Genomic DNA, 19963 nt, shown 5'->3' on the forward strand with positions numbered 1-19963 from the left:
GACGCTCTTGGACCGCCGCAATGTTCCGGCATTGCAACCGGCACAACCGCGCTCGCAGCCGTGGCGCGAAATTGTTCTCTTAATGTTCTTGATTTGAACCGCGTTCCGTGGTTGTCTTGCCGATAATGACGCTTTCGGGCGTTGCGGGCGCAGAGCCCGCGTGGGGCGGGGTTTTCGGAATGATCGCACGGGTGCGCACGGTCGCGTTCCAGGGCATAGAGGCCGTTCCGGTCGATGTGCAGGTCATGGTTGCGCCTGGCAAGGTGGGCATGTCGATCGTCGGCCTGCCCGACAAGGCGGTCGCCGAAAGCCGGGAACGCGTGCAGGCGGCACTTCATGCCTCCGGCCTGTCGATGCCGGCGCGCAAGGTGACGGTCAATCTGGCTCCGGCGGACCTGCCCAAGGAAGGCAGCCACTACGACCTGCCCATCGCACTCGGGCTTATGGCGGCGCTCGGCGCCGTCCCCGCGGATGCCCTGGCCGGCTATGTGGTGCTGGGTGAATTGTCGCTGGACGGCGCCATTGCGGCGGTCGCGGGCGTGCTGCCGGCCGCGATCGGCGCCAATGCGGAAGGCAAGGGCCTCATCTGCCCGCATGTCTGCGGGCCGGAAGCGGCTTGGGCGAGCGCGGAGATCGACATACTGGCGCCGCGCAGCCTGATAGCCATCGCCAACCATTTTCGCGGCACGCAGGTCCTGTCCAGGCCGGAAGCCGGCGTGCGGCAGGGAGCGGGTGTCTTGCCGGACCTTGCCGACATCAAGGGGCAGGAGAGCGCCCGTCGGGCGCTGGAGGTGGCCGCCGCCGGCGGACACAACCTGCTGATGGCTGGCCCGCCCGGTTCGGGAAAGTCCATGCTGGCGCAGCGTCTGCCGTCGATCCTGCCGCCGCTGGCGCCGAGGGAATTGCTGGAAGTGTCGATGATCGCGTCGGTTGCCGGCGAACTGGCGGAAGGGCGATTGAGCGACCGGCGGCCGTTCAGGGCGCCGCATCATTCGGCTTCAATGGCGGCACTGGTGGGCGGCGGCCTGCGTGCGCGGCCGGGCGAGGTTTCGCTCGCACATAACGGCGTGCTTTTCCTCGACGAATTCCCGGAATTCTCCCCGCAGGCACTGGATGCGTTGCGCCAGCCGCTCGAGACCGGCGAATGCGTCATCGCCCGCGCCAATCATCGCATATCCTATCCTTCGCGCATCCAGCTTGTCGCGGCCATGAACCCATGCCGCTGCGGCATGGCCGGGGAGCCGGGCTGGCGTTGCGCGCGCGGCGAACGCTGCAAGGCCGACTATCAGGCGCGCATTTCCGGTCCGCTGCTGGACCGCATCGACCTGCGCGTCGAGGTGCCGGCCGTCTCGGCGAGCGATCTCGTGCGCCCCGGACAGTCGGAGCCCAGCGCCGCCGTTGCAGCGCGCGTGGCGCGCGCACGTGCCATTCAGGCCGAGCGTTTCGAGAGGCTCGGCGCGTCCGGCGTCGTCACCAACGCTCATTGCGGCGCGGCACTGATCGAGAAGATCGCTGCTCCCGACGCCGGCGGCCAGGCCCTGCTCGGCGACGCCAGCGAAAAACTCGGCCTGTCGGCAAGGGCCTATCACCGCATCCTCAAGGTGGCGCGCACGCTGGCCGATCTCGAGGGAAACGAGACGGTCGGGCGCATCCATCTTGCCGAGGCCATCTCCTATCGCGTGGCATCCGACAGGCTGATGCAGGCGGCATAGGGTGGTTCGGAGCGATTTTTCCCGGAATCGCGTGCCGACAAGTGGTCTGCTGTCGCAAACGATGCCTGCTTTCGGACAGTCGAGATCCGACCGATGCGGAGCCGAAAGGTTAAACGATGCCGGCACGACCGGCGCGTTCAAAGCGGCGCAGGTTCGGGAAATGCCTGGTTGCTGACCGGGGCGGCGCCATGGTCCGGCCCGGCGACAATGCGCCTCGCGAGCAGTCGGTTCAAACGAGGCGCTTCAAATTGTTGTTTTCTGGCGTGTCGTTGTCCCGAAACCGGTTCCCATGGCGATCTACCAGCGTTCGGCGGCGGCAGGCATGGCAGCAGGCCCGCTCATGGAGCGAGGATGCCGTCGCCGGGGCGATCGGTAGAGCGCTGAGTTACCGCGGCGCGCGCTTGGCCAGGATGCGTTGCAGCGTGCGCCGATGCATGTTCAGCCGGCGCGCCGTCTCGGAAACGTTGCGTTCGCACATCTCGTAGACGCGCTGGATATGTTCCCAGCGCACGCGGTCGGCCGACATCGGGTTTTCCGGCGGCGCGGCGCGCTCGCCGGTGGTGCGCGTCAGCGCCGCGAAAATGTCGTCGGCGTCGGCGGGCTTGGAAAGATAGTCCACCGCGCCGAGCTTCACCGCCGTCACCGCGGTTGCGATGTTGCCGTAGCCGGTCAGGATGATGGTGCGCGCGTCCGCCCGCTTCTCGCGTATGGCGGCCACTACGTCCAGCCCGTTGCCGTCGCCGAGCCGCATGTCGACCACCGCGTAGGCGGGAGGATTGGCGCGCGCCTTGCCGACGGCTTCCGCAACGCTCTCGGCCGTCTCCACCATGAAGCCCCTCGCTTCCATGGCGCGGGCCAGCCGGGTGAGAAAGGGCTTGTCGTCTTCCACGATCAGCAGCGAGGTGTCGTCCCCCGTCACCATGCCGATGCCGGCCTCTTCGCCGCTCATTTTGCCAGGATCCTTGCTGTAGAACTCATGGTCCAGATATAGCCATTCAGCCATATTGTGCAATTCTTGTGCAACATGTCAGGCCCAGGCCGTGTCGATGGACATTCTCGCGGCCGCTTCCGGATTGAGAAAGACTTCGCGCGGCCACGCAACGTTGACGATCGCGCCTTCGCCGGGGCCGCTTGAATTGCGGAACTCGAGGCTGGCGCCGGAGCGCTCCAGAAGCGTCTTGGCGATGAACATGCCAAGCCCCAGCCCGCCGCCGCGTCCGGCATCCTGCCGCGTCGACATGTATGGCTCGCCGATGCGGTCCAGGATTTCGGGCGGGAAGCCCGGCCCGTCGTCCATGATGGTGAAGGAGACATTGTGCTCGTCCCAAACCCAGCGCACGGTAACGGAGCTGCGGGCGAAATCGACGGCGTTCTCGACCAGATTGCCAAGACCGTAGATGACGCCGGCATTGCGGCGGCCCACCGGCTCGGGACCTTCGCATTTGCCCGCGTAAAGCTTGATCTGGATGCCGAAATCGCGATGCGGCGCGATCACCTCCTCCACCAGCGACGTCAGCGGCAGGCGGGCAAGGTGCGCTTCTCCCTCGGAGGACAGGCTGGTCAGCCGCTTGAGGATCTCGCGGCAGCGTTCGCTTTGCGAGCGCAGCAGGGTGACGTCGTCGCGGTATTTCGGGTCGTCTCCGAGCGCCTTCTCCATCTCGCGCGCCACCAGCGTGATGGTGGCGAGCGGCGTGCCCAATTCATGCGCGGCGGCAGCCGCAAGTCCGTCGAGCGCGGAAAGATGCTGCTCGCGCTGCAACACCAGTTCGGTGGCGGCCAGCGCGTTGGCGAGCAGCCGCGCCTCCTTGGCGACACGGAAGGCGTAGATGCCGGTGAAGGCGATGGAGGACAGCACCGCCATCCATATGCCGCCGACATAGATGAAAGGCATGGCGAGTTCCATGCCGGAATACCAGGGCAGCGGCAAATGATAGAAGGCGAGGAAGGACGCCGCCGCCATCACCATCACGCCGAGCAGGGCGGTCAGCACCAGCGGCAGCGACGTCGCCGAAATCACCACCGGCACCGTGAGCAGCAGCGAGAACGGATTGGTCAGGCCGCCGGTCATGAACAAAAGCCCTGTGAGTTGCAGGCTGTCGAAGACCAATATGCCCATGGCGGCCCAGGGTTTGAGCCGATGCGCGGCCGGATAGCGGAAGGCGAGGAAGAGGTTCATCCAGGCCGAGCAGGCGATCAGCGCGAAGCAGGGGCCGACGAGCATCGGAAACTGCAGCCCGTAGGCCACGACCAGCACGGCGAGGCTCTGGCCGATGATGGCCAGCCAGCGCAGGCGGATCAGCGTGTTGAGCCGCAGCCTGTGGCTCTGCTGGACTTCGGGCAGGCGCTGGAAAGTGATCATGGCGATGCTTTACTCCCGCGCGTGTTTTGAGGCTAGAGCGGGCTTGGCAGCTCTCAAGTTCCGCGCGGCTTGGCCCGGTTCGTGGCCGTCGCCAGCAGCGGGTTTTCCGGCCAGACGTGCCTGGGATAGCGGCCGCGCATGTCCGTGCGCACGTCGGCCCACGATCCGCGCCAGAAGCCCGGCAGGTCGCGCGTGGTCTGGATCGGGCGATGCGCGGGCGAAAGCAGTTCCAGCGTGAGCGGCACCGTGCCGGCGGCGATGGATGGATGGCGGTCGAGACCGAACAGCTCCTGCACGCGGATCGCCAGCACCGGCGCCTCGCCGTCGTAGCGGATAGGCGCGCGGCTGCCCGAGGGCGCGTCGAAATGGGTCGGCGCCAGCGTTTCGATGCGGCGCTGGAGGTCGTGCGGCACCAGCGAGGTCAGCGCCGAAACCAGCGTGGCCGGGGCGATCGCCGCCAAGGAGGATTCGCCGGTGAGGAACGGCAGCAGCCAGTCCTCCAGCCGCGCGAGCAGCGCCGCCTCGGACACGTCCGGCCAGGGCGAGCCGAGCCCGCGATGCAGCCAGTCCAGCCGATGGCGCAGCGTTTCGGCCTCCTTGCTCCACGACAACAGCGAAAGCCCGTGCGCGCGCAACGCTGCGATCAAGGCCGCGTTGGCCTCGTCGCCGGTGGGGGCGGGCAGCATGCGCTCGCTCAACGTCACGGCGCCAAGCCGCACCGTCTCGCGCACGCGCACGGCTCGCTTTTCCCGGTCGAAGGTAGCCTCGCGGCGGGTTTCCAACCGCTCCGCAAGTGTTTCCCGAATGTCGGCCTCTTCCACCGGAGCGGCGGCGGTTATGCGGGCGTTCTGCGCCTTGCCCTGTATGTCGGCGACGACGAGATAGGGTTCGCCCGCGAGCGGATCGGCTGCGTCCAGCATGGCGCCCGAGCCATTGGCGAGCACGAAGCGTCCGCGCTCGCCGCGCGCCTTGGCGACACGGTCCGGCCAGGCATGAAGAAGCAGCGCGCCGCTGCCCACGCCCTCCTCCTTGTGGGGAAGATCGATCCGCGCAGCGGATCGGGGTGGGGGCATGTTAGGCGGCGCCTTGTCTGTGGCATCCCCCACTCCGAGCCCTTGGTCCGACCCTTCCCGCAAGGGGGAGGGCAAGGCCCGCGCCAGCCGTTCCGCCAGTTGGCGCGCTGCGTTGGCGCGCGGCGAGCGCTCCGACCGGAAGCGCATCATGCGGCGTTCCAGGTCGATGGCATCGCCGCCCAACCCTCGTTCGGTGAGCAGCATGGCAAGCTCGGCCGCCTGCCGCTGATGTCCGCTCTTTGCGGCCTCCGCCACCATATGCGCGAGCCGCACGGGCAGCGCCAGCCTGCGCATGGCGGCTCCGCCTCCGGTGAGACGTCCGCTCGCATCTATGGCGTGAAGCGACGACAGCAGCGTCTTCGCCTCCGCGAGCGCCGGGACGGGCGGTGGGTCGAGGAAGGAAAGGCTCGTCGGATCGGCCACGCCGAAAGCTGCGCAATCCAGCACGAGGCCGGACAGGTCCGCCTCCAGGATTTCCGGCGGGGTGAAGGCCGGCAATGCGGCCGTCTGTTCGGCGCGCCACAGCCGAATGGCGGCGCCAGGCTGCGTGCGGCCGGCCCGGCCGGCGCGCTGGTCGGCGGACGCCTTCGACGTGCGCACGGTTTCTAGGCGGGTCAGCCCTGAAGACGGTTCGTATTTCGGCAGCCGCGAAAGACCGCTGTCGATGACGACCCGCACCCCGTCGATGGTGATGGAGGTTTCGGCGATAGAGGTGGCCAGCACCACTTTGCGCCGGCCGGGCGGCGCGGGGCGGATGCCGGCGTCCTGCGCCTTGCCGTCCAGCATGCCGTAGAGCGGCACGATATCGATGTCGGCGCCGACACGCCCTTCCAGACGTTCGGCGGTGCGCTCGATCTCGCGCTGGCCCGGCAGGAAGGCGAGGATGGAGCCGGCCTCGTCGGCGAGCGCGCCGCGGATGGCCTTGGCCATCGCGTCCTCGACCGGTTCGCCTGGCGTGCGCTCCCGATAGCGGATATCGACCGGAAAGCTGCGGCCCTCGCTTTCGATCACCGGCGCGCCGGACAGAAGTTTCGACACGCGCGCGCCGTCCAGCGTCGCCGACATGACCAGAAGCCGCAGGTCGGTGCGGAGCGCGCCCTGCACGTCGAGCGCCAGCGCCAGGCCGAAATCGCCGTCCAGCGAGCGCTCGTGGAACTCGTCGAAGATCACGGCGGCAACACCCGGCAGTTCGGGATCGTCCAGAATCATGCGCGAAAGAACGCCTTCGGTGACGACGAGGACCTTCGTGCGCGCCGACGTGCGGTTTTCCATCCGCATGGCGTAGCCTACCGTGCCGCCCACTTCCTCGCCGAGCAGAGCCGCCATCCGGCGCGCGGCGGCGCGGGCGGCAAGCCGGCGCGGCTCGAGAAGGACGATCCTGCCGTCGCCCAGCCACGGCGCGTCCAGCAGGAAAAGTGGGACGAGCGTCGTCTTGCCGGCGCCGGGCGGGGCCACCAGCACGGCGCTGCCCTTGTCTGCCAAGGCTTCGGCAACCGCCGGCAGGACGGCGGTGGCGGGCAATTCCGGGAGGTCTTTCGCACGCATGGCGACCGCATAGCAGCGCTGCCGATGGCGGGCAAATCTGGATCAGGCGGACAATGCCTGCTCCAGATCGGCGATGAGGTCGTCCGCATCCTCGATGCCGGCCGACAGCCTCACCAGCGAGTCGGAAATGCCGGTCGCCGCGCGCTTTTCCGCCGGGATCGAGCCGTGCGTCATCAGCGCCGGATGCTCGATCAGGCTCTCGACGCCGCCGAGGCTTTCGGCCAGCGCGAACAGGCGCGTGTGCTCGAGGAAACGCTTCGTGCCGGCAAGGTCGCGATCCAGTTCAACCGAGATCATGCCGCCGAAGCCGTGCATCTGCCGCTTGGCCACCGCATGTTGCGGATGGCTTTCCAGGCCCGGATAGATGACGCGCCGCACGTCCGGACGCGTTTCCAGCCAGCGCGCGATCTTCAGCCCGTTGGCCGAATGCCGCTCCATGCGCAGCGCCAGCGTCTTCAGGCCGCGCAGGGCCAGGAAGGAATCGAACGGTCCCGAAATCGCGCCCACCGCGTTCTGCAGGAACTTCAGCCGGTCGCGCAGGTCGACGTTGTCGCCCACAGCCACCACGCCGCCCACCATGTCGGAATGGCCGTTCAGGTATTTGGTGGTCGAGTGCACGACGAGGTCGATGCCGAGTTCCAGCGGGCGTTGGATATAGGGGCTGCAGAAAGTATTGTCGGCGACGGCGATCACATCCTTGCGCTTCGCCAGCGCCGCGACGGCAGCGAGGTCCACCACGCGCAGCAGCGGGTTGGTCGGCGTCTCCACCCACAACAGCTTCGTCTCGGGCCGGATCGCGGCTTCGACGGCGGCGAGCTCGGTGAAGTCCACGAAGCTGACCTGCAGGCCGGCCGAGCGCTTGCGCACCCGCTCCAGCAGCCGGAAGGTGCCGCCATAGATGTCGTCGGTCGCCACGATATGGGCGCCGGCGTCGAGCAGTTCGAAGATGTTGGCGATGGCCGCGAGCCCCGAGGCATAGGCGAAGGCGGCAGTGCCGCTTTCCAGGTCCGCCAACGCACGTTCGAAGGCGAAGCGGGTCGGGTTCTGGCTGCGGGCGTATTCGAAGCCCTTGTGCACGCCCGGCGATTGCTGGGCATAGGTGGAGGTGGCGTAGATCGGCACCATCACCGCGCCCGTGGTTGGGTCGTGGCTCTGGCCGCCATGGATGGTGCGGGTGGAAAACGCCAGCCGGTTGCGGCCCCGTTGCAGTTCGGTCATCTGGTGCGCCTGAGATGGTTGATGAGGTCGATGCGGGTGATGAGGCCGATGAATTCGTCGCCGTCGAAGACGATCGCCACCTCGTTGCGGTCGAAGACGGGCAGCAGCGCCTCGAGCGTCTGGCTGGCCTGCAGCGTGTGCAACTCCGAACTCATGGCCGAGCGCACCGGCGCCTCGAAGCGCGTCCAGCGCCCGTCATAGGCGCCGTCCACCTTCGCCAGAATGTCGCTTTCGTCGATGATGCCGACCAGCCTGCCGTCCTCCAGCACCGGAAGCTGCGAGACGTCGCCGCGCCGCATGCGGCCATAGGCGGTGAGCAGCGTGTCGTCCGGCCCGACGAAGACGGTGCCGCCCTCGCGGTGCGAGCGTGCGACCAGGTCGGAGAGATCGCCGTGCTGCTCGACTTCGGCGAGACCCTGCTCGGCCAGCCAGAAATCGTCGAACACCTTGGAAAGATATTTGTTGCCGGAATCGCACACGAAAGTGACGACGCGCTTGGGCGTCTTCTGCTCCTTGCAGTAGCGCAACGCCGCCGCAAGCAGCGTGCCTGACGAGGAGCCGGCCAATATGCCTTCGCGCGACAGCAGATCGCGCACGGCCAGCATCGAATGACGGTCCGAAACCGAATAGGCCTTCTTCACCAGCGAAAGGTCGGCATTGGGCGGGACGAAATCCTCGCCGATCCCTTCCACGGTCCAGCTTCCGGCCTCCTCCAGCCTGCCGGTCTTGACCAGAGGTGCGAGCACCGACCCGGCCGGATCGGCCAGCACCATCTCGGTTCCGGGCGAGACCTTCGCGAAGAAGCGGCCAAGTCCCGTCAGCGTGCCGCCGGAGCCGACGCCCACCACCACGGCGTCCACATTGCCTTCAAGCTGCTTCCAGATCTCAGGGCCGGTGGTGGTCTCGTGCGCCAGCGGGTTGGCCGGATTGGCGAACTGGTTGACGTAGAAGGCGCCGGGCGTCTCGGCGGCGAGTTTCTCCGCCATGTCCTGGTAATATTCGGGATGGCCCTTGCCGACATCGGAACGGGTCAGCCGTACCTCCGCGCCCAGCGCGCGCAGGTGCTGCACCTTTTCGCGCGACATCTTGTCGGGCACGATCAGCACGATGCGGTAGCCTTTCGGAATGCCGACCTGGGCGAGACCGAGGCCGGTGTTGCCGGCCGTGGCCTCGACGATCACGCCGCCCGGCTTCAGCCCGCCGTCGCGCTCGGCCGCGTCGATCATCGAGCGGGCGATGCGGTCCTTGATGGAGCCGCCGGGGTTCTGGCTTTCCAGCTTGACGAACAGCCGGCACTTGCCGGTGTCGAACTTCTTCAACTCGACGATCGGGGTGTCGCCGATCAGGTCGAGCACGGAGGAGAAGGGCGGGTTCAGCCGGTTCGCACCGGCATGCGGCTTCGCACCTGCGCTGGCGTTCATCGGAAATCTCCCTGCCTGCGGTTCGCACTCTGGCGAGCCGCCACGCGCACTGATCGCAGACCGGCGGCCATGTTGTCGAAGGAAGAATTTTTCATTCTTTCCTCCTTGCGGGAATGACATTCCTGAAGCGATCGCGTGCGACCGCACGAACCGCGAAATTCCTGTCGAAGGCGGGCGAGTTGCTGAAGGCTGGCCCTGAAGCAGATATGGAGCGGCGCGGCGGCGGGAAAAGTAGGCGTGCGGTTTTACGGTGCCTGTCCTGCACCGCTGGTGAACTGTCCTGCCGGAGGCGGAAGCCGTCCTAAAATGTTGTCGTTGCCACTGCGCGTGGTCCGGCTGCCGAGGCGTCCAGTTTCTCGACGTTGCCGCCGGCCGACAAGGACTAGTCAACCATCAGGGCCGCGCACAGGCGTTCGACCAGGTCGGACTTCGGCATCGTCTCCTCATTTGCCCGGATCGGACCAGCCGTTCGGCGGCGCGAAATCCGCCATTGCCTCGGCGGGCCCCCACGTGCCGGGCTTGTAGACGGGGGGCGGGGTCTTGTCGTCCAGCACGGGACCGACGATGCGCCAGGCGATCTCGGAAGCGTCCTGACGGGTGAAGAGCTGGGCGTTGCCGTTCATCGCGTCGCCGATCAGGCGCTCATACGGTTCCATGTCGCCGCTGGTCTCCTCGTCCAGAGCGCTCAGTTCCACCTGTTCGCCGACCATCCCGTCGCCTGCGGCCTTGCGGCGCGCGCCGATGCCGATCGCCACTTCGGGAGCGATGCGGAAGCGCACATAATTGGCCTGATCGCCCTTGAAGCCGTCGAACACGGCGAGCGGCGGGCGCTTGAACCGCACCATCACCTCGGTGGCATGGACAGGCAGGCACTTGCCCGCGCGGATATAGAAGGGAACGCCCTGCCAGCGCCAGGTGTCGACCATGAAGCGCACGGCGGCGAAGGTCTCCACGGCCGAGTTGGGCGCCACGCCGGGTTCCTTTTTGTAGCCGGCAAACTGGCCGCGCACCACGTCGTCCGTCGTCAGCGTGCGGATGGCCTTCAATACCTGCACCTTCTCGTCGATCAGGTCGTCGGCGGTGCGGCCGGTGGGAGGTTCCATGGCCAGGAGCAGCAGGATATTGAGCAGATGGTTCTCGATGACGTCGCGGATGCAGCCGACCTCGTCGTAGAACTTGCCGCGCCCTTCGACGCCGAAATCCTCGGCCATGGTGATCTGCACGCTCTCGACATAGTTGCGGTTCCAGATCGGCTCCAGGAAGGAGTTGGCGAAGCGGAAATAGAGCAGGTTCTGGATCGCTTCCTTGCCGAGATAGTGGTCGATGCGGAAGATCGACTTCTCCTCGAACACCAGATGCAGCACCCGGTTCAGCCACCGCGCCGATTGCAGGTCGCGGCCGAAGGGTTTTTCGACCATCAGGCGCGCGCCCTGCGCCCCGCCTGACTGTTCCAGGCCCTGCACCACCGGCTCGAACATGGAGGGGGGCACGGCCAGATAGTAGAGCGGGTGCCGGTACCCGTCGAGCGCCTCCTTGAGCTTGTCGAAGGTGTCCTGGCTGCGGTAGTCGCCGCTGACGTAGCGCAGCAGCGAGGCAAGCTTGGCGAACACCTTCTCGTCCACCCTGCCAACTGCCGTCTTGATGCCGTCATGGGCGCGGTCCGCCAGCTTCTTCGCGTCCCAGTCCTCCAGCGCCACGCCCACCACCGGCTCCTTCAGCGTGCCGCGCGCCACCATGTCGTAGAGGGCGGGGAATATCTTCTTGTGTGCCAGGTCGCCGGTCGCGCCGAACAGCACCAGCACATCGGATCGTTCTTCGCTCATGATCGTCCCTCTCCGGATTGTCTCAGGCGCCGTCCTTCGGCTTCTCGACATGGCCGCCGAAGGCGAAGCGCATCGCCGAAAGCAGCTTGTCGGCGAATTCCGCCTCGCCGCGCGAGGCGAAGCGGTCGAACAGGGCGGAGGCGAGCACCGGCGCCGGCACCCCGGTGTCGATGGCAGCCTTCAGCGTCCAGCGTCCCTCGCCGGAATCGGAGACGCGGCCGCCGAACTGCGAAAGCGCGGGGTCTTGCTTGAGCACGCCGGCGGTCAGGTCGAGCAGCCACGAGCCGATGACGGAGCCGTGGCGCCAGACTTCCGCGACGGCCGGCAGGTCGATGTCGAACTGATAGTAGCGAGGCTCCTCCAGCGGCGTCGTCTCGGCGTCCGCCGCACGCGTCTCCTTGCCGGCGTTGGCCGACTTCAGGATGTTCATGCCCTCGGCATAGGCGGCCATGACGCCGTATTCGATGCCGTTGTGCACCATCTTGACGAAGTGGCCGGCGCCGCTCGGGCCGCAATGCAGATAGCCGAAAGGCGCGGTTCCTGCCGCCCTGTCCGGCTTTGCGCCGGCGTCGGCGCCCGGCGCGAGGGTCGCGAAGATCGGATCGAGCCGCTTCACCGCCGCGTCCGGGCCGCCGATCATCAGGCAGTAGCCGCGGTCGAGGCCCCAGACACCGCCGCTGGTGCCGACATCGACATAGTCGATCTTCCTGCCGGCGAGTTTCGCGGCCTGGTCCACCGCGTCGCGATAGTTGGAATTGCCGCCGTCGATGATGGCGTCGCCCGCTTCCATCAACCCGGCAAGCTGATCGACAATCCTGCCGGTGATCGCGGCCGGCAGCATGAGCCAGGCGGCGCGCGGTTTCGTCAGCTTGGCGGCGAACTCCTCCATTGAGGCTGCGCCGGTGGCGCCTTCGCCGACGAGCGCCGCGACGCTTTGCGGGTTTATGTCGTAGACGACGCATTCATGGCCGGCCCTCAGCAGGCGCCTGACCATGTTGGCGCCCATCCTGCCCAGTCCCATCATTCCGATCTGCATGTCGTGATCCTGTCCTGAACGAAGCCGAAGATATGTGCGCGATCAGTGCCCGCAGGGCGGATCGACGCCGACGCTGAAACCTACATTCTCCCAATGTCCGGCCTCAGGCCAGAAAAACGTGAACGCAATCGGTGCCTCCGACGTTGCATCGCGCAGGTCGAGATAGACGAAATGGGTGCATAAATCGCTGGCGCTCGGGCCGGCCTGCTAGCCGCCATTGGCCGCGCGCCTGCGCATGCGGCGGGGCAAGGTGTCTTCCGCGTGGACGTAGACATGCATGGTGTAGCCGATGTGCTCGCGCAACAGGTCCCGCGCCCTCGCCATGTCGCGTTCCAGGGCCGCCTCCATCAGGCGCGTGTGATGTTCTATGGCCATGGCCTGGCGCAGCGCCGCCATCGTCTGCGCGTTGCCGTCCTGCTGGCCGTTGGCGGCGCGGATCGCCGGCATCAGGCTGAGATGGCGGTGATGGCGGCGCAACTGGTCGGAAATGGTGGTCTGGAAACGCAGCAGCCAGCCCGAAGCGGCCGCCGAAAGCAGCGCGGCATGGAAGGCGGCATGCTTCTCGTCCCATTCGTCCATGGCCGCATCCGAACTGTCGTCGGGCGCGATCTTGCAGCGCGACAGCCGGTAATGCGCGGTCACGACCGCCGATTCCCAGTCTGCGCCGCCGCGTTCCATCGATTCCAGCAGCAGCGGCAGTTCCACCACCAGCCGCGCATGGGTCAGATCCTCGAGTTCGGCGCGCGAGACGGGCGCGACCGCGAAGCCGCGATTGCTGGCCAGGGTGACGAGCCGTTCCGCCTCCAGCCGCGACAGGGCCTCGCGCAGGGGCGTCCAGCCGACGCCGTAGGTTTCGCTGAGCGCGCCGAGCTTCAGCGGCTGGCCGGGCCGCAGCCGGGCCGCGAGGATGTCCCGCCTGAGCAGCGCATAGGCCTCGTCCGTCTTGCTCAAGGTTCGCCCCGCTGGTCGCCGCAGTTCGCCCGAAATTATATATGAAACCGGCCTAAGTCCATTCTGATATATATTGCTTTGACAAGCTTCCGACGGCGCGGCTATGATCCGGCCTGCCTGCCGTCAAGGATGCGGCAGTTTCGATTTCTGGGAGGGGGAAATTCATGTTCAGCTCCAAGACCGGCTGGCTGTCCGGCCTGGTGGTGGCGGGATCGCTGGTCGCCGGCATCGTCTCGGCGGTAGCGGATCCGATCAAGGTCGGCATCGCCAATTTCGGCGAGCATCCGCAGCTCAACGCCTCGATCAAGGGCTTCAAGAAGGCGCTGGCCGACAACGGCTTCGTCGAGGGCAAGGATGTGGTCTACACCGAGAGCCACACCAATTTCGACGCCTCGCTGGTGCCGCAGATGATCGCCAAGCTGCAGGCCGAGAATCCGAAGCTGATCTATACGGTCACCACGCCGGTCTCGCAGATCGCCCAGAAGGCGCTGGCCGGTTCGGGCATCCCGATCGTCTTCTCCGCCGTCACCGATCCGGTCGCGGCCAAGCTCGTGCCGTCATGGGAATCCGGCGGCGACGGCATCACCGGCGCCAGCGACCTTCAGGATGTGGCGGCCGTCATGACCTTCGCCAAGAAGCTGCTGCCCAACGCCAAGCGCTTCGGCATTCCCTACAATCCGGGTGAGGCGAATGACGTGGCCCTGCTCGAGAAGGTCAAGGAAGCCGCGCCCGGCGCCGGCTTCGAGGTGGTGGAAGTCGGCGTCGACAATGTCAACGACATCCAGCAGCGCATCGCCTCGCTGGCCGGCAAGGCCGACGTGATCTATACGCCGGCGTCCAACCTGTTGCAGCCGGCCATCGCCGCAGTGTCGGCGGCGGCGCGCCAGGCCGGCATCCCCATCGTCAATTCCGACGACGGCGCCGTGCGCGACGGCGTCGTGCCGGCGAGCTTCGCCGTGAACTACGAGCAGGTGGGCGAAAATGCCGGCAAGATCGCCGCGAAGATCCTCAAGGGCGCCGACCCGAAGAGCATCCCGCCGTCGCGTCCGGCCTATGAGGACCATTCGCCGCTGATCTCGAAGAAAGTGGCGAAGCAGTTCGGCATCGAAATCCCGGCCTCCCTGGACGATTGCAAGTGCTTCGTCGATTGAGGCAAGCCAGGATGTGACGGTCTGGCGGCGCCGCGGCGCCGCCATTTTCATAGAGCGATCTCAGGCCAAAAGCAGTCGTCCTGAAATTGCGGGAGTGCTCCAGGAGAAGCGGATGCTCGAGATCCGGTCGGCGCGAAAGGTCTTCTATCGAGGCCAGGCCGACGAGAAGGTGGCGCTGGACGGGCTGGACCTTTCCCTGCCCACCGGCGCCTTCGCCGTGGTCATCGGCTCCAACGGCGCCGGCAAGAGCAGCTTGCTCAATGCCATCTCCGGCGCGCTGACGCTGGATTCCGGCCAGATCCGCCTCAATGGCGACGACGTCACCGCCGTGCCCGTCCACAAGCGGGCGATGCGTCTCGCCCGCGTCTTCCAGGACCCGATGCGCGGCACCGCCGCGTCTATGACCATCGCCGAGAACATGCTTCTGGCCGATCTGCGGGCCAAGAGCCGCGGTTTCAGACGCGGGCTGAACGCAGCCCGGCTGGCCGCCTATCGCGAACGCCTGTCCATGCTCGGCCTCGGTCTCGAGAACCGGCTGGACACCAAGGTCGAGCTGTTGTCGGGCGGCCAGCGGCAGTCCCTGTCGCTGATCATGGCTGTCGGCGGCTCGCCCGAGCTCCTGCTGCTGGACGAACATACCGCGGCCCTTGATCCGCGCACCGCCGACATCGTCATGCAGGCCACCGTGCGCGCCGTGGAAGCGCTGAAGCTCACCACCTTGATGGTGACGCACAACATGCAGCATGCCGTGGACTATGGCGACCGCGTGGTCATGCTGGACGCGGGACGGGTGCGGCTGGAGATTTCGGGCGAGGAGAAGCTCTACACCACGGTCCCCGACCTGATCGGCCACTTCGCGATCAAGACCGACCGCATGCTGCTGGCGAGCTGAGGCGAGAAATGGGCTTCATCGAATCCACCGTCGCAAGCTTCGTCCAACTCGTTCCGGTCACGTTGGCGCAGAGCCTGATCCTGTCCTTCGTCGTGCTCGGCATCATGATCCCGTTCCGTATGCTGAGCTTCCCGGACCTCACCAGCGAGGGTGCCTTCCCGCTGGGCGGCTGCGTGTGCGGCGTGCTGTTGACGGCGGGGGCCTCTCCGCTCACGGCGATTGCGGCGGCGCTGGTCGCCGGTTTCGCGGCCGGCTGCTGCACGGCCTTCATCCATCTGCGCTTTCGCATCCACACGCTGCTGGCCGGCATCCTGATGATGACAATGCTTTACAGCGTTAATTTGCGCATCATGGGCCGCTCCAATCTTTCTGTTTTCGGAACGTCGAGCGTGTTCGACTGGGTTCCGGGCCTGCAGGCAGGCTTTCCGGCCAGCAAGATCGTCGTGGCCGGCATTGCGGTGGTCCTCGTCTTCCTCGTCCTCGACCTGTTCTTCACCACCGAAAAGGGCACCGCCATGCGTGCCGTCGGCGCCAATCCGGACATGGCGGAAGCGCAGGGCATCAACGTGTGGGTGGCAACCATCGGCGGCGTCGGCATGGCCAGCGCCTTCACCGCCACGGGCGGTGCGCTGATGGTGCAAAGCCAGGGCTTCGCCGACGTCAATATGGGCATCGGCATCCTCATCAACGGCCTTGCGGCGCTGATGATCGGCGAGGCCATCACCGGCAAGCAGACCGTGTTGCGCCAGTTGCTCGCGCCTTTCGTCGGCGCCATCGTCTATTACCAGCTCGTCTCGCTGTGCCTCGCGGCCGGCATGCCGCCGCCCGATCTCAAGCTCGCCACCGGCCTGTTCGTTCTGGCCATGCTGGCGCTGCCGAGCCTCAGGCGCGGCCGCGCGCCGTCCATGGCGCGCGAAAGCTTTCGCGAATAGGAGCGATCCCGATGGCCGACTTGCCCGATCTGCGCGATGCGGAGCGCCAGGATGCGGCCGACCCGCTGCGCAGCTTCCGCGACCGCTTCGTGCTGCCCGAAGGCGTCATCTATCTCGACGGCAACTCACTCGGGCCCGCCCCGCACACCGCTTTCCTGGAATTGCGCGAGGCGGCGACGGAAGAGTGGGCGCAAGGCCTGATCCGCAGCTGGAACACGGCCGGCTGGTTCGACCTGCCGGTTCAGCTTGGCGACCGCATCGGCCGCCTAGTCGGCGCGGCCCCCGGCCAGACCGTGGTGGCCGACACCACCTCGGCCAACGTCTACAAGGCGCTGCACGCGGCGCTGGCTTTGCGCCCCGGCCGCAACGTCATCGTCGCCGAGGCCGGCTCGTTCCCGACCGATCTCTATATGGCGGAAGGCGTCGCCTCGACCCTGCCCGGAACGCGGCTCAAGCTCGAAGGCGTCGACGCCGAGAGGATCGATAACCTGATCGACGCGGACACCGCCGTCGTGCTGGTCAACCATGTCAACTACAAGACCGGCACGCTGCGCGACATGGCGGCGCTGACGGCAAAGGTACATGCTGCGGGCGCCCTCGCGGTCTGGGATCTTTGCCACAGCGCCGGCGCGCTGCCGGTGGAACTGGACGGCGCGAGCGTCGATTTCGCCGTCGGTTGCACCTACAAATATCTCAATGGCGGCCCCGGCGCGCCGGCTTTCGTCTACGCCGCCCGCCGCCATCATGCCGGAATGAGCCAGCCCTTGAGCGGCTGGTGGGGTCATGCCCGGCCCTTCGCCTTCGAGACCGGATTTGCGGGCGCGGAAGGCATTCGGCGTTTCCAATGCGGCACCCAGCCGATCCTGTCGTTGCGCGCGCTCAAGGCCGCGCTCGACTTGTGGCAGGAAGTGGACATGGCCGTGCTGCGCGAGAAAAGCGTCGCGCTGACCGACCTGTTCATAACGTTAGTCGAGGCAAAATGCCGCCGGCATGGGGTGCGGCTCGAAACGCCGCGTGAGGGCGCCAGGCGCGGCAGCCAGGTCGCCTTCGCCCACGAGCATGCCTATGCGGTGATGCAGGCGCTGATTGCGCGCGGGGTCATCGGCGATTTCCGCGCGCCGTCCACAATGCGTTTCGGCTTCGCGCCGCTCTACAACGGGTTCGCCGACGTCTGGCGGGCGGTGGCGGTCCTGCAAGAAATTCTCGACACCGAGGCATGGCGCGATCCGCGCTATGCCGTGCGTGCCGCGGTGACCTGAACGGCAGGACGAGGTCGGATGCCGCATTTTTCCATCGTTGACTGGGACGACGCCTACAGCAACGGCGCCCACATCGCCGGCGGCGAGCGCTGGCCGGCGGCCTGGAGCGAACCGGCGCGGGCTTTTCGCGACCGGCTTTCGGGCGAGGGGCGGGCGCGGCTCGACATCTCGTACGGGCCGGCGCCCCGCAACCGCTTCGACCTGTTTCTGCCGGCGGCCGAGGCCAAGGGCCTCGTCGTCTTCGTCCATGGCGGCTACTGGCTGGAGTCCGACAAGGGCACATGGTCGCATCTTGCTGCCGGGCCGCTTGCCCATGGCTATGCCGTCGCCATGCCCTCCTACACGCTTTGCCCCGACATCCGCATTTCCGGCATCGTGCGCGAGGTTGCTGCGGCTGTGGAGGCGGCGGCGGTGCTGGTCGAAGGACCGCTGATGCTGACGGGACATTCGGCGGGCGGTCACCTGGCCAGCCGCATGGCCTGCGCCGGCTCTCCGCTGGCGGGTTCCGTCCGCGCGCGGCTGCGCCATGTCCTGTCCATTTCCGGCCTGCACGATTTGCGCCCCCTGATGCGCACGGCCATGAACGAGCGTCTCTGCATCGACGCGGCCGAGGCGATGGCCGAGAGCCCGGCGCTGCTGGAGCCGGCGCAAGGCACATGCCTGACTTGCTGGGCAGGCGGTGCGGAGCGCGCGGAGTTCGTGCGCCAGAACGCGCTTCTGGCCAATGTCTGGACCGGTCTCGGCGCCGCGACGGCTGTGGTGGTCGAGCCGGATCGTCATCATTACGACGTCGTCGACGGGCTGGCCGATCCGGACCATGCGTTGACGCGCAGCCTGATCGGCGCGGCGTGATCGCTTCGACCGGCCTGTTGCACAAGTGCCGCTTGGCGGCCGGTGCGCGGTAACCATACCGCCGATCGCCTCACCTGCCGAATTGACACGGAGCTGAAATCCCCCTTAACGTTCTGTTAACAAACAGGGGCGAGCGGGGACATGGACTCCTCACCGGTGGCGCTGGGTTTGCGCTTCTTCGCTGCATCAGTGATTGGCCTTGCCAGCGCCGGATGGGTATCGGTCCCCGCGACGGCGTCGGACGTCCCGCACGCCATGGCGACGGGCGGCCTGACGTCGCAGCCCATTGGCCACTATGAATTCTGCAAGTCGCATCCGGGCGAATGCAACATCCGTCCCCGCGATCTTGCCCCTGCCGAGATGACCGACAAGTTCCGGCGCATGCTCGTCGAGGTCACGTCCAGCGTGAACGCCGCCGTCAAGCCGATGAGCGATCTCGAGCATTACGGCAAGGACGAGGTCTGGGCCTATCCCGATGATGGTCTTGGCGACTGCGAGGACTACGTGCTGGAAAAGCGCCGGCGCCTGGGCCGCATGGGTGTTTCCCTGGCCGACCTGCTCGTCACCGTGGTGCGCAAGCCCGACGGCGAAGGCCATGCGGTGCTGACCGTTCGCACCGACAAGGGCGACTATGTGCTCGACAATCTGAGCGACAAGGTCCGGCTCTGGGACCAGACCCCATACCGCTACCTCAAGCGGCAGGCGGCCGACAACACCGGCCGCTGGGTCTCGATCCGCGGCGGCCAGCCGGTGCTGGTCGGTTCGGTGCAATAGCCGCCGCCATCTCCACTGGCGGCCAATTGCTCGGCAGTCCGTGCCCCGCCGCGATATCCTCGCCTATGTGCATGGCAAGGTCGACTTATCGCCCGGCTTGTTACGCTGACGGTGCCGACCGGCGGCGGTAGCTCGCCTGGCTTGGCTTCGCGCTGGACAGTGCGATAGTAAACGGCCACAGCCGGATCATTTACGCATCCCTTTTCACGCGCGGGCGCGGCTCGACTAGAGCACGTCCGGTTTAATCCGGTTCGTATCCTGCAGCTTTGAAATAGTTCTGGCATTCGGCTGGCGAGAAGAGTTCGACGAGAGAACCGACGGTGTCCCATAAGGCGGTGATCGTCCGCTCGGCCTTTGCGCGCAGCAGTGCCTTGAGCTTGGAGAAGGCGTTCTCGATGGGGTTGAAGTCGAGACTGTAGGGCGGCAGGTAGAGCAGGCTCGCGCCGGCCGCCTTGATCGCGTCTCGAACGCCGGCGGCCTTGTGTGCAGGCAAGTTGTCCATGACGACGACGTCGCCCGGCGCGAGGGTGGGAACCAGCACTTGGCTGACATAGGCCAGGAACACGTTTCCGTTCATGGCGCCGTCGTAGACGAAGGGCGCGGTCATCCCGGTCAGCATGAGCGCGCCAGTGAAGGTGGTGGTCTTCCAATGGCCATGCGGCACGCCGGCCCGGCGGCGTTCGCCACGCGGCGCTCGTCCTCGCAGCCGTGCCATCTTGGTGGACAAGCCGGTCTCGTCGATGAAGACCAGCTTCGCCGGGTCGAGATCGAACTGGCCGTCGAACCAGTCCCGCCGCCGTTTCAGGATGTCGGGGCGGTCCTGCTCCAGTGCGTGTGTGGACTTTTATGGGATGGCCCGCCCCTCCTGAGAAGCATCGGCTAGGATGCTGGTGCTGATTTGAGAGGAAGGAGCGAGCCATGAACATTGTGATCCTGGGGATCGATCTGGGCAAGAACCTGTGCAG

General features: G+C 66.7%; 15 protein-coding genes and 1 pseudogene. 7 read left to right on the top strand and 9 right to left on the bottom strand.

Translation table 11 applies throughout. From position 1 onward, the window contains the following. Window positions 1-179 precede the first annotated feature (179 nt). A complete protein-coding gene (locus tag QU595_RS29630) occupies window positions 180-1712 on the top strand; it encodes a YifB family Mg chelatase-like AAA ATPase (protein WP_315928842.1) in 1533 nt (510 codons plus the stop codon). Between the two features lie 385 nt (window positions 1713-2097). On the opposite strand, the gene QU595_RS29635 is transcribed toward QU595_RS29630, so the two are convergent. The 8 genes from QU595_RS29635 to QU595_RS29670 form a co-directional block, all read right to left on the bottom strand. Next, window positions 2098-2661: an ActR/PrrA/RegA family redox response regulator transcription factor gene (locus QU595_RS29635; RefSeq protein ID WP_315928844.1), complete on the bottom strand. Its 564-nt coding sequence runs from the start codon at window positions 2659-2661 to the stop codon at window positions 2098-2100. A gap of 78 nt (window positions 2662-2739) precedes the next feature. Next, window positions 2740-4071, bottom strand: coding sequence for an ActS/PrrB/RegB family redox-sensitive histidine kinase (locus QU595_RS29640; RefSeq protein ID WP_315928846.1), 1332 nt, complete (start codon window positions 4069-4071; stop codon window positions 2740-2742). A 53-nt stretch (window positions 4072-4124) separates the two neighbouring features. Further along, complete coding sequence (gene hrpB / locus QU595_RS29645; protein ID WP_315928848.1) at window positions 4125-6689, bottom strand: ATP-dependent helicase HrpB; 2565 nt, start codon at window positions 6687-6689, stop codon at window positions 4125-4127. 42 nt (window positions 6690-6731) lie between these two features. Then, on the bottom strand, window positions 6732-7907 hold the full coding sequence (locus QU595_RS29650; RefSeq protein WP_315928850.1) for a cystathionine gamma-synthase: 1176 nt from the start codon (window positions 7905-7907) through the stop codon (window positions 6732-6734). Then, a complete protein-coding gene (locus tag QU595_RS29655) occupies window positions 7904-9328 on the bottom strand; it encodes a pyridoxal-phosphate dependent enzyme (protein ID WP_315928852.1) in 1425 nt (474 codons plus the stop codon). The genes QU595_RS29650 and QU595_RS29655 overlap by 4 nt, the downstream gene beginning before the upstream one ends. Before the next feature lie 443 nt (window positions 9329-9771). After that, window positions 9772-11151, bottom strand: a complete 1380-nt coding sequence (gene zwf, locus QU595_RS29660; protein ID WP_315928854.1) for a glucose-6-phosphate dehydrogenase — start codon at window positions 11149-11151, stop codon at window positions 9772-9774. 22 nt (window positions 11152-11173) lie between these two features. Then, the gene (gnd, locus tag QU595_RS29665) at window positions 11174-12187 is read right to left on the bottom strand and encodes a phosphogluconate dehydrogenase (NAD(+)-dependent, decarboxylating) (RefSeq protein WP_315928856.1); all 1014 of its coding nucleotides are present in this window, start codon (window positions 12185-12187) and stop codon (window positions 11174-11176) included. 207 nt (window positions 12188-12394) lie between these two features. Next, the gene (locus tag QU595_RS29670; RefSeq protein WP_315928857.1) at window positions 12395-13138 is read right to left on the bottom strand and encodes a GntR family transcriptional regulator; all 744 of its coding nucleotides are present in this window, start codon (window positions 13136-13138) and stop codon (window positions 12395-12397) included. A gap of 164 nt (window positions 13139-13302) precedes the next feature. Between QU595_RS29670 and QU595_RS29675 the strand changes: the two genes are divergently transcribed. From QU595_RS29675 to QU595_RS29700, 6 genes are all read left to right on the top strand, one after another. Beyond that, window positions 13303-14289, top strand: a complete 987-nt coding sequence (locus tag QU595_RS29675; protein ID WP_315928860.1) for an ABC transporter substrate-binding protein — start codon at window positions 13303-13305, stop codon at window positions 14287-14289. 112 nt (window positions 14290-14401) lie between these two features. Then, entirely contained in the window at window positions 14402-15181 is a 780-nt protein-coding gene (locus tag QU595_RS29680) for an ABC transporter ATP-binding protein (protein WP_315928862.1), read from the top strand. A gap of 8 nt (window positions 15182-15189) precedes the next feature. Further along, on the top strand, window positions 15190-16113 hold the full coding sequence (locus QU595_RS29685) for an ABC transporter permease (protein ID WP_315928864.1): 924 nt from the start codon (window positions 15190-15192) through the stop codon (window positions 16111-16113). An 11-nt stretch (window positions 16114-16124) separates the two neighbouring features. After that, entirely contained in the window at window positions 16125-17372 is a 1248-nt protein-coding gene (gene kynU / locus QU595_RS29690) for a kynureninase (RefSeq protein ID WP_315928866.1), read from the top strand. 18 nt (window positions 17373-17390) lie between these two features. Beyond that, a complete protein-coding gene (locus tag QU595_RS29695) occupies window positions 17391-18224 on the top strand; it encodes an alpha/beta hydrolase (protein WP_315928868.1) in 834 nt (277 codons plus the stop codon). A 141-nt stretch (window positions 18225-18365) separates the two neighbouring features. Next, window positions 18366-18998 carry a transglutaminase-like cysteine peptidase gene (locus tag QU595_RS29700; RefSeq protein ID WP_315928870.1) on the top strand — a complete coding sequence of 211 codons (633 nt, stop codon included), beginning with the start codon at window positions 18366-18368 and terminating at the stop codon, window positions 18996-18998. Window positions 18999-19239: 241 nt separating this feature from the next. On the opposite strand, the pseudogene QU595_RS29705 reads toward QU595_RS29700, so the two are convergent. Then, window positions 19240-19842, bottom strand: a pseudogene (locus QU595_RS29705) (IS630 family transposase); the annotation flags it as partial. Window positions 19843-19963 lie beyond the last annotated feature (121 nt).

Source organism: Mesorhizobium sp. SP-1A, assembly GCF_032460275.1.
Classification (GTDB): Bacteria; Pseudomonadota; Alphaproteobacteria; order Rhizobiales; family Rhizobiaceae; genus Mesorhizobium.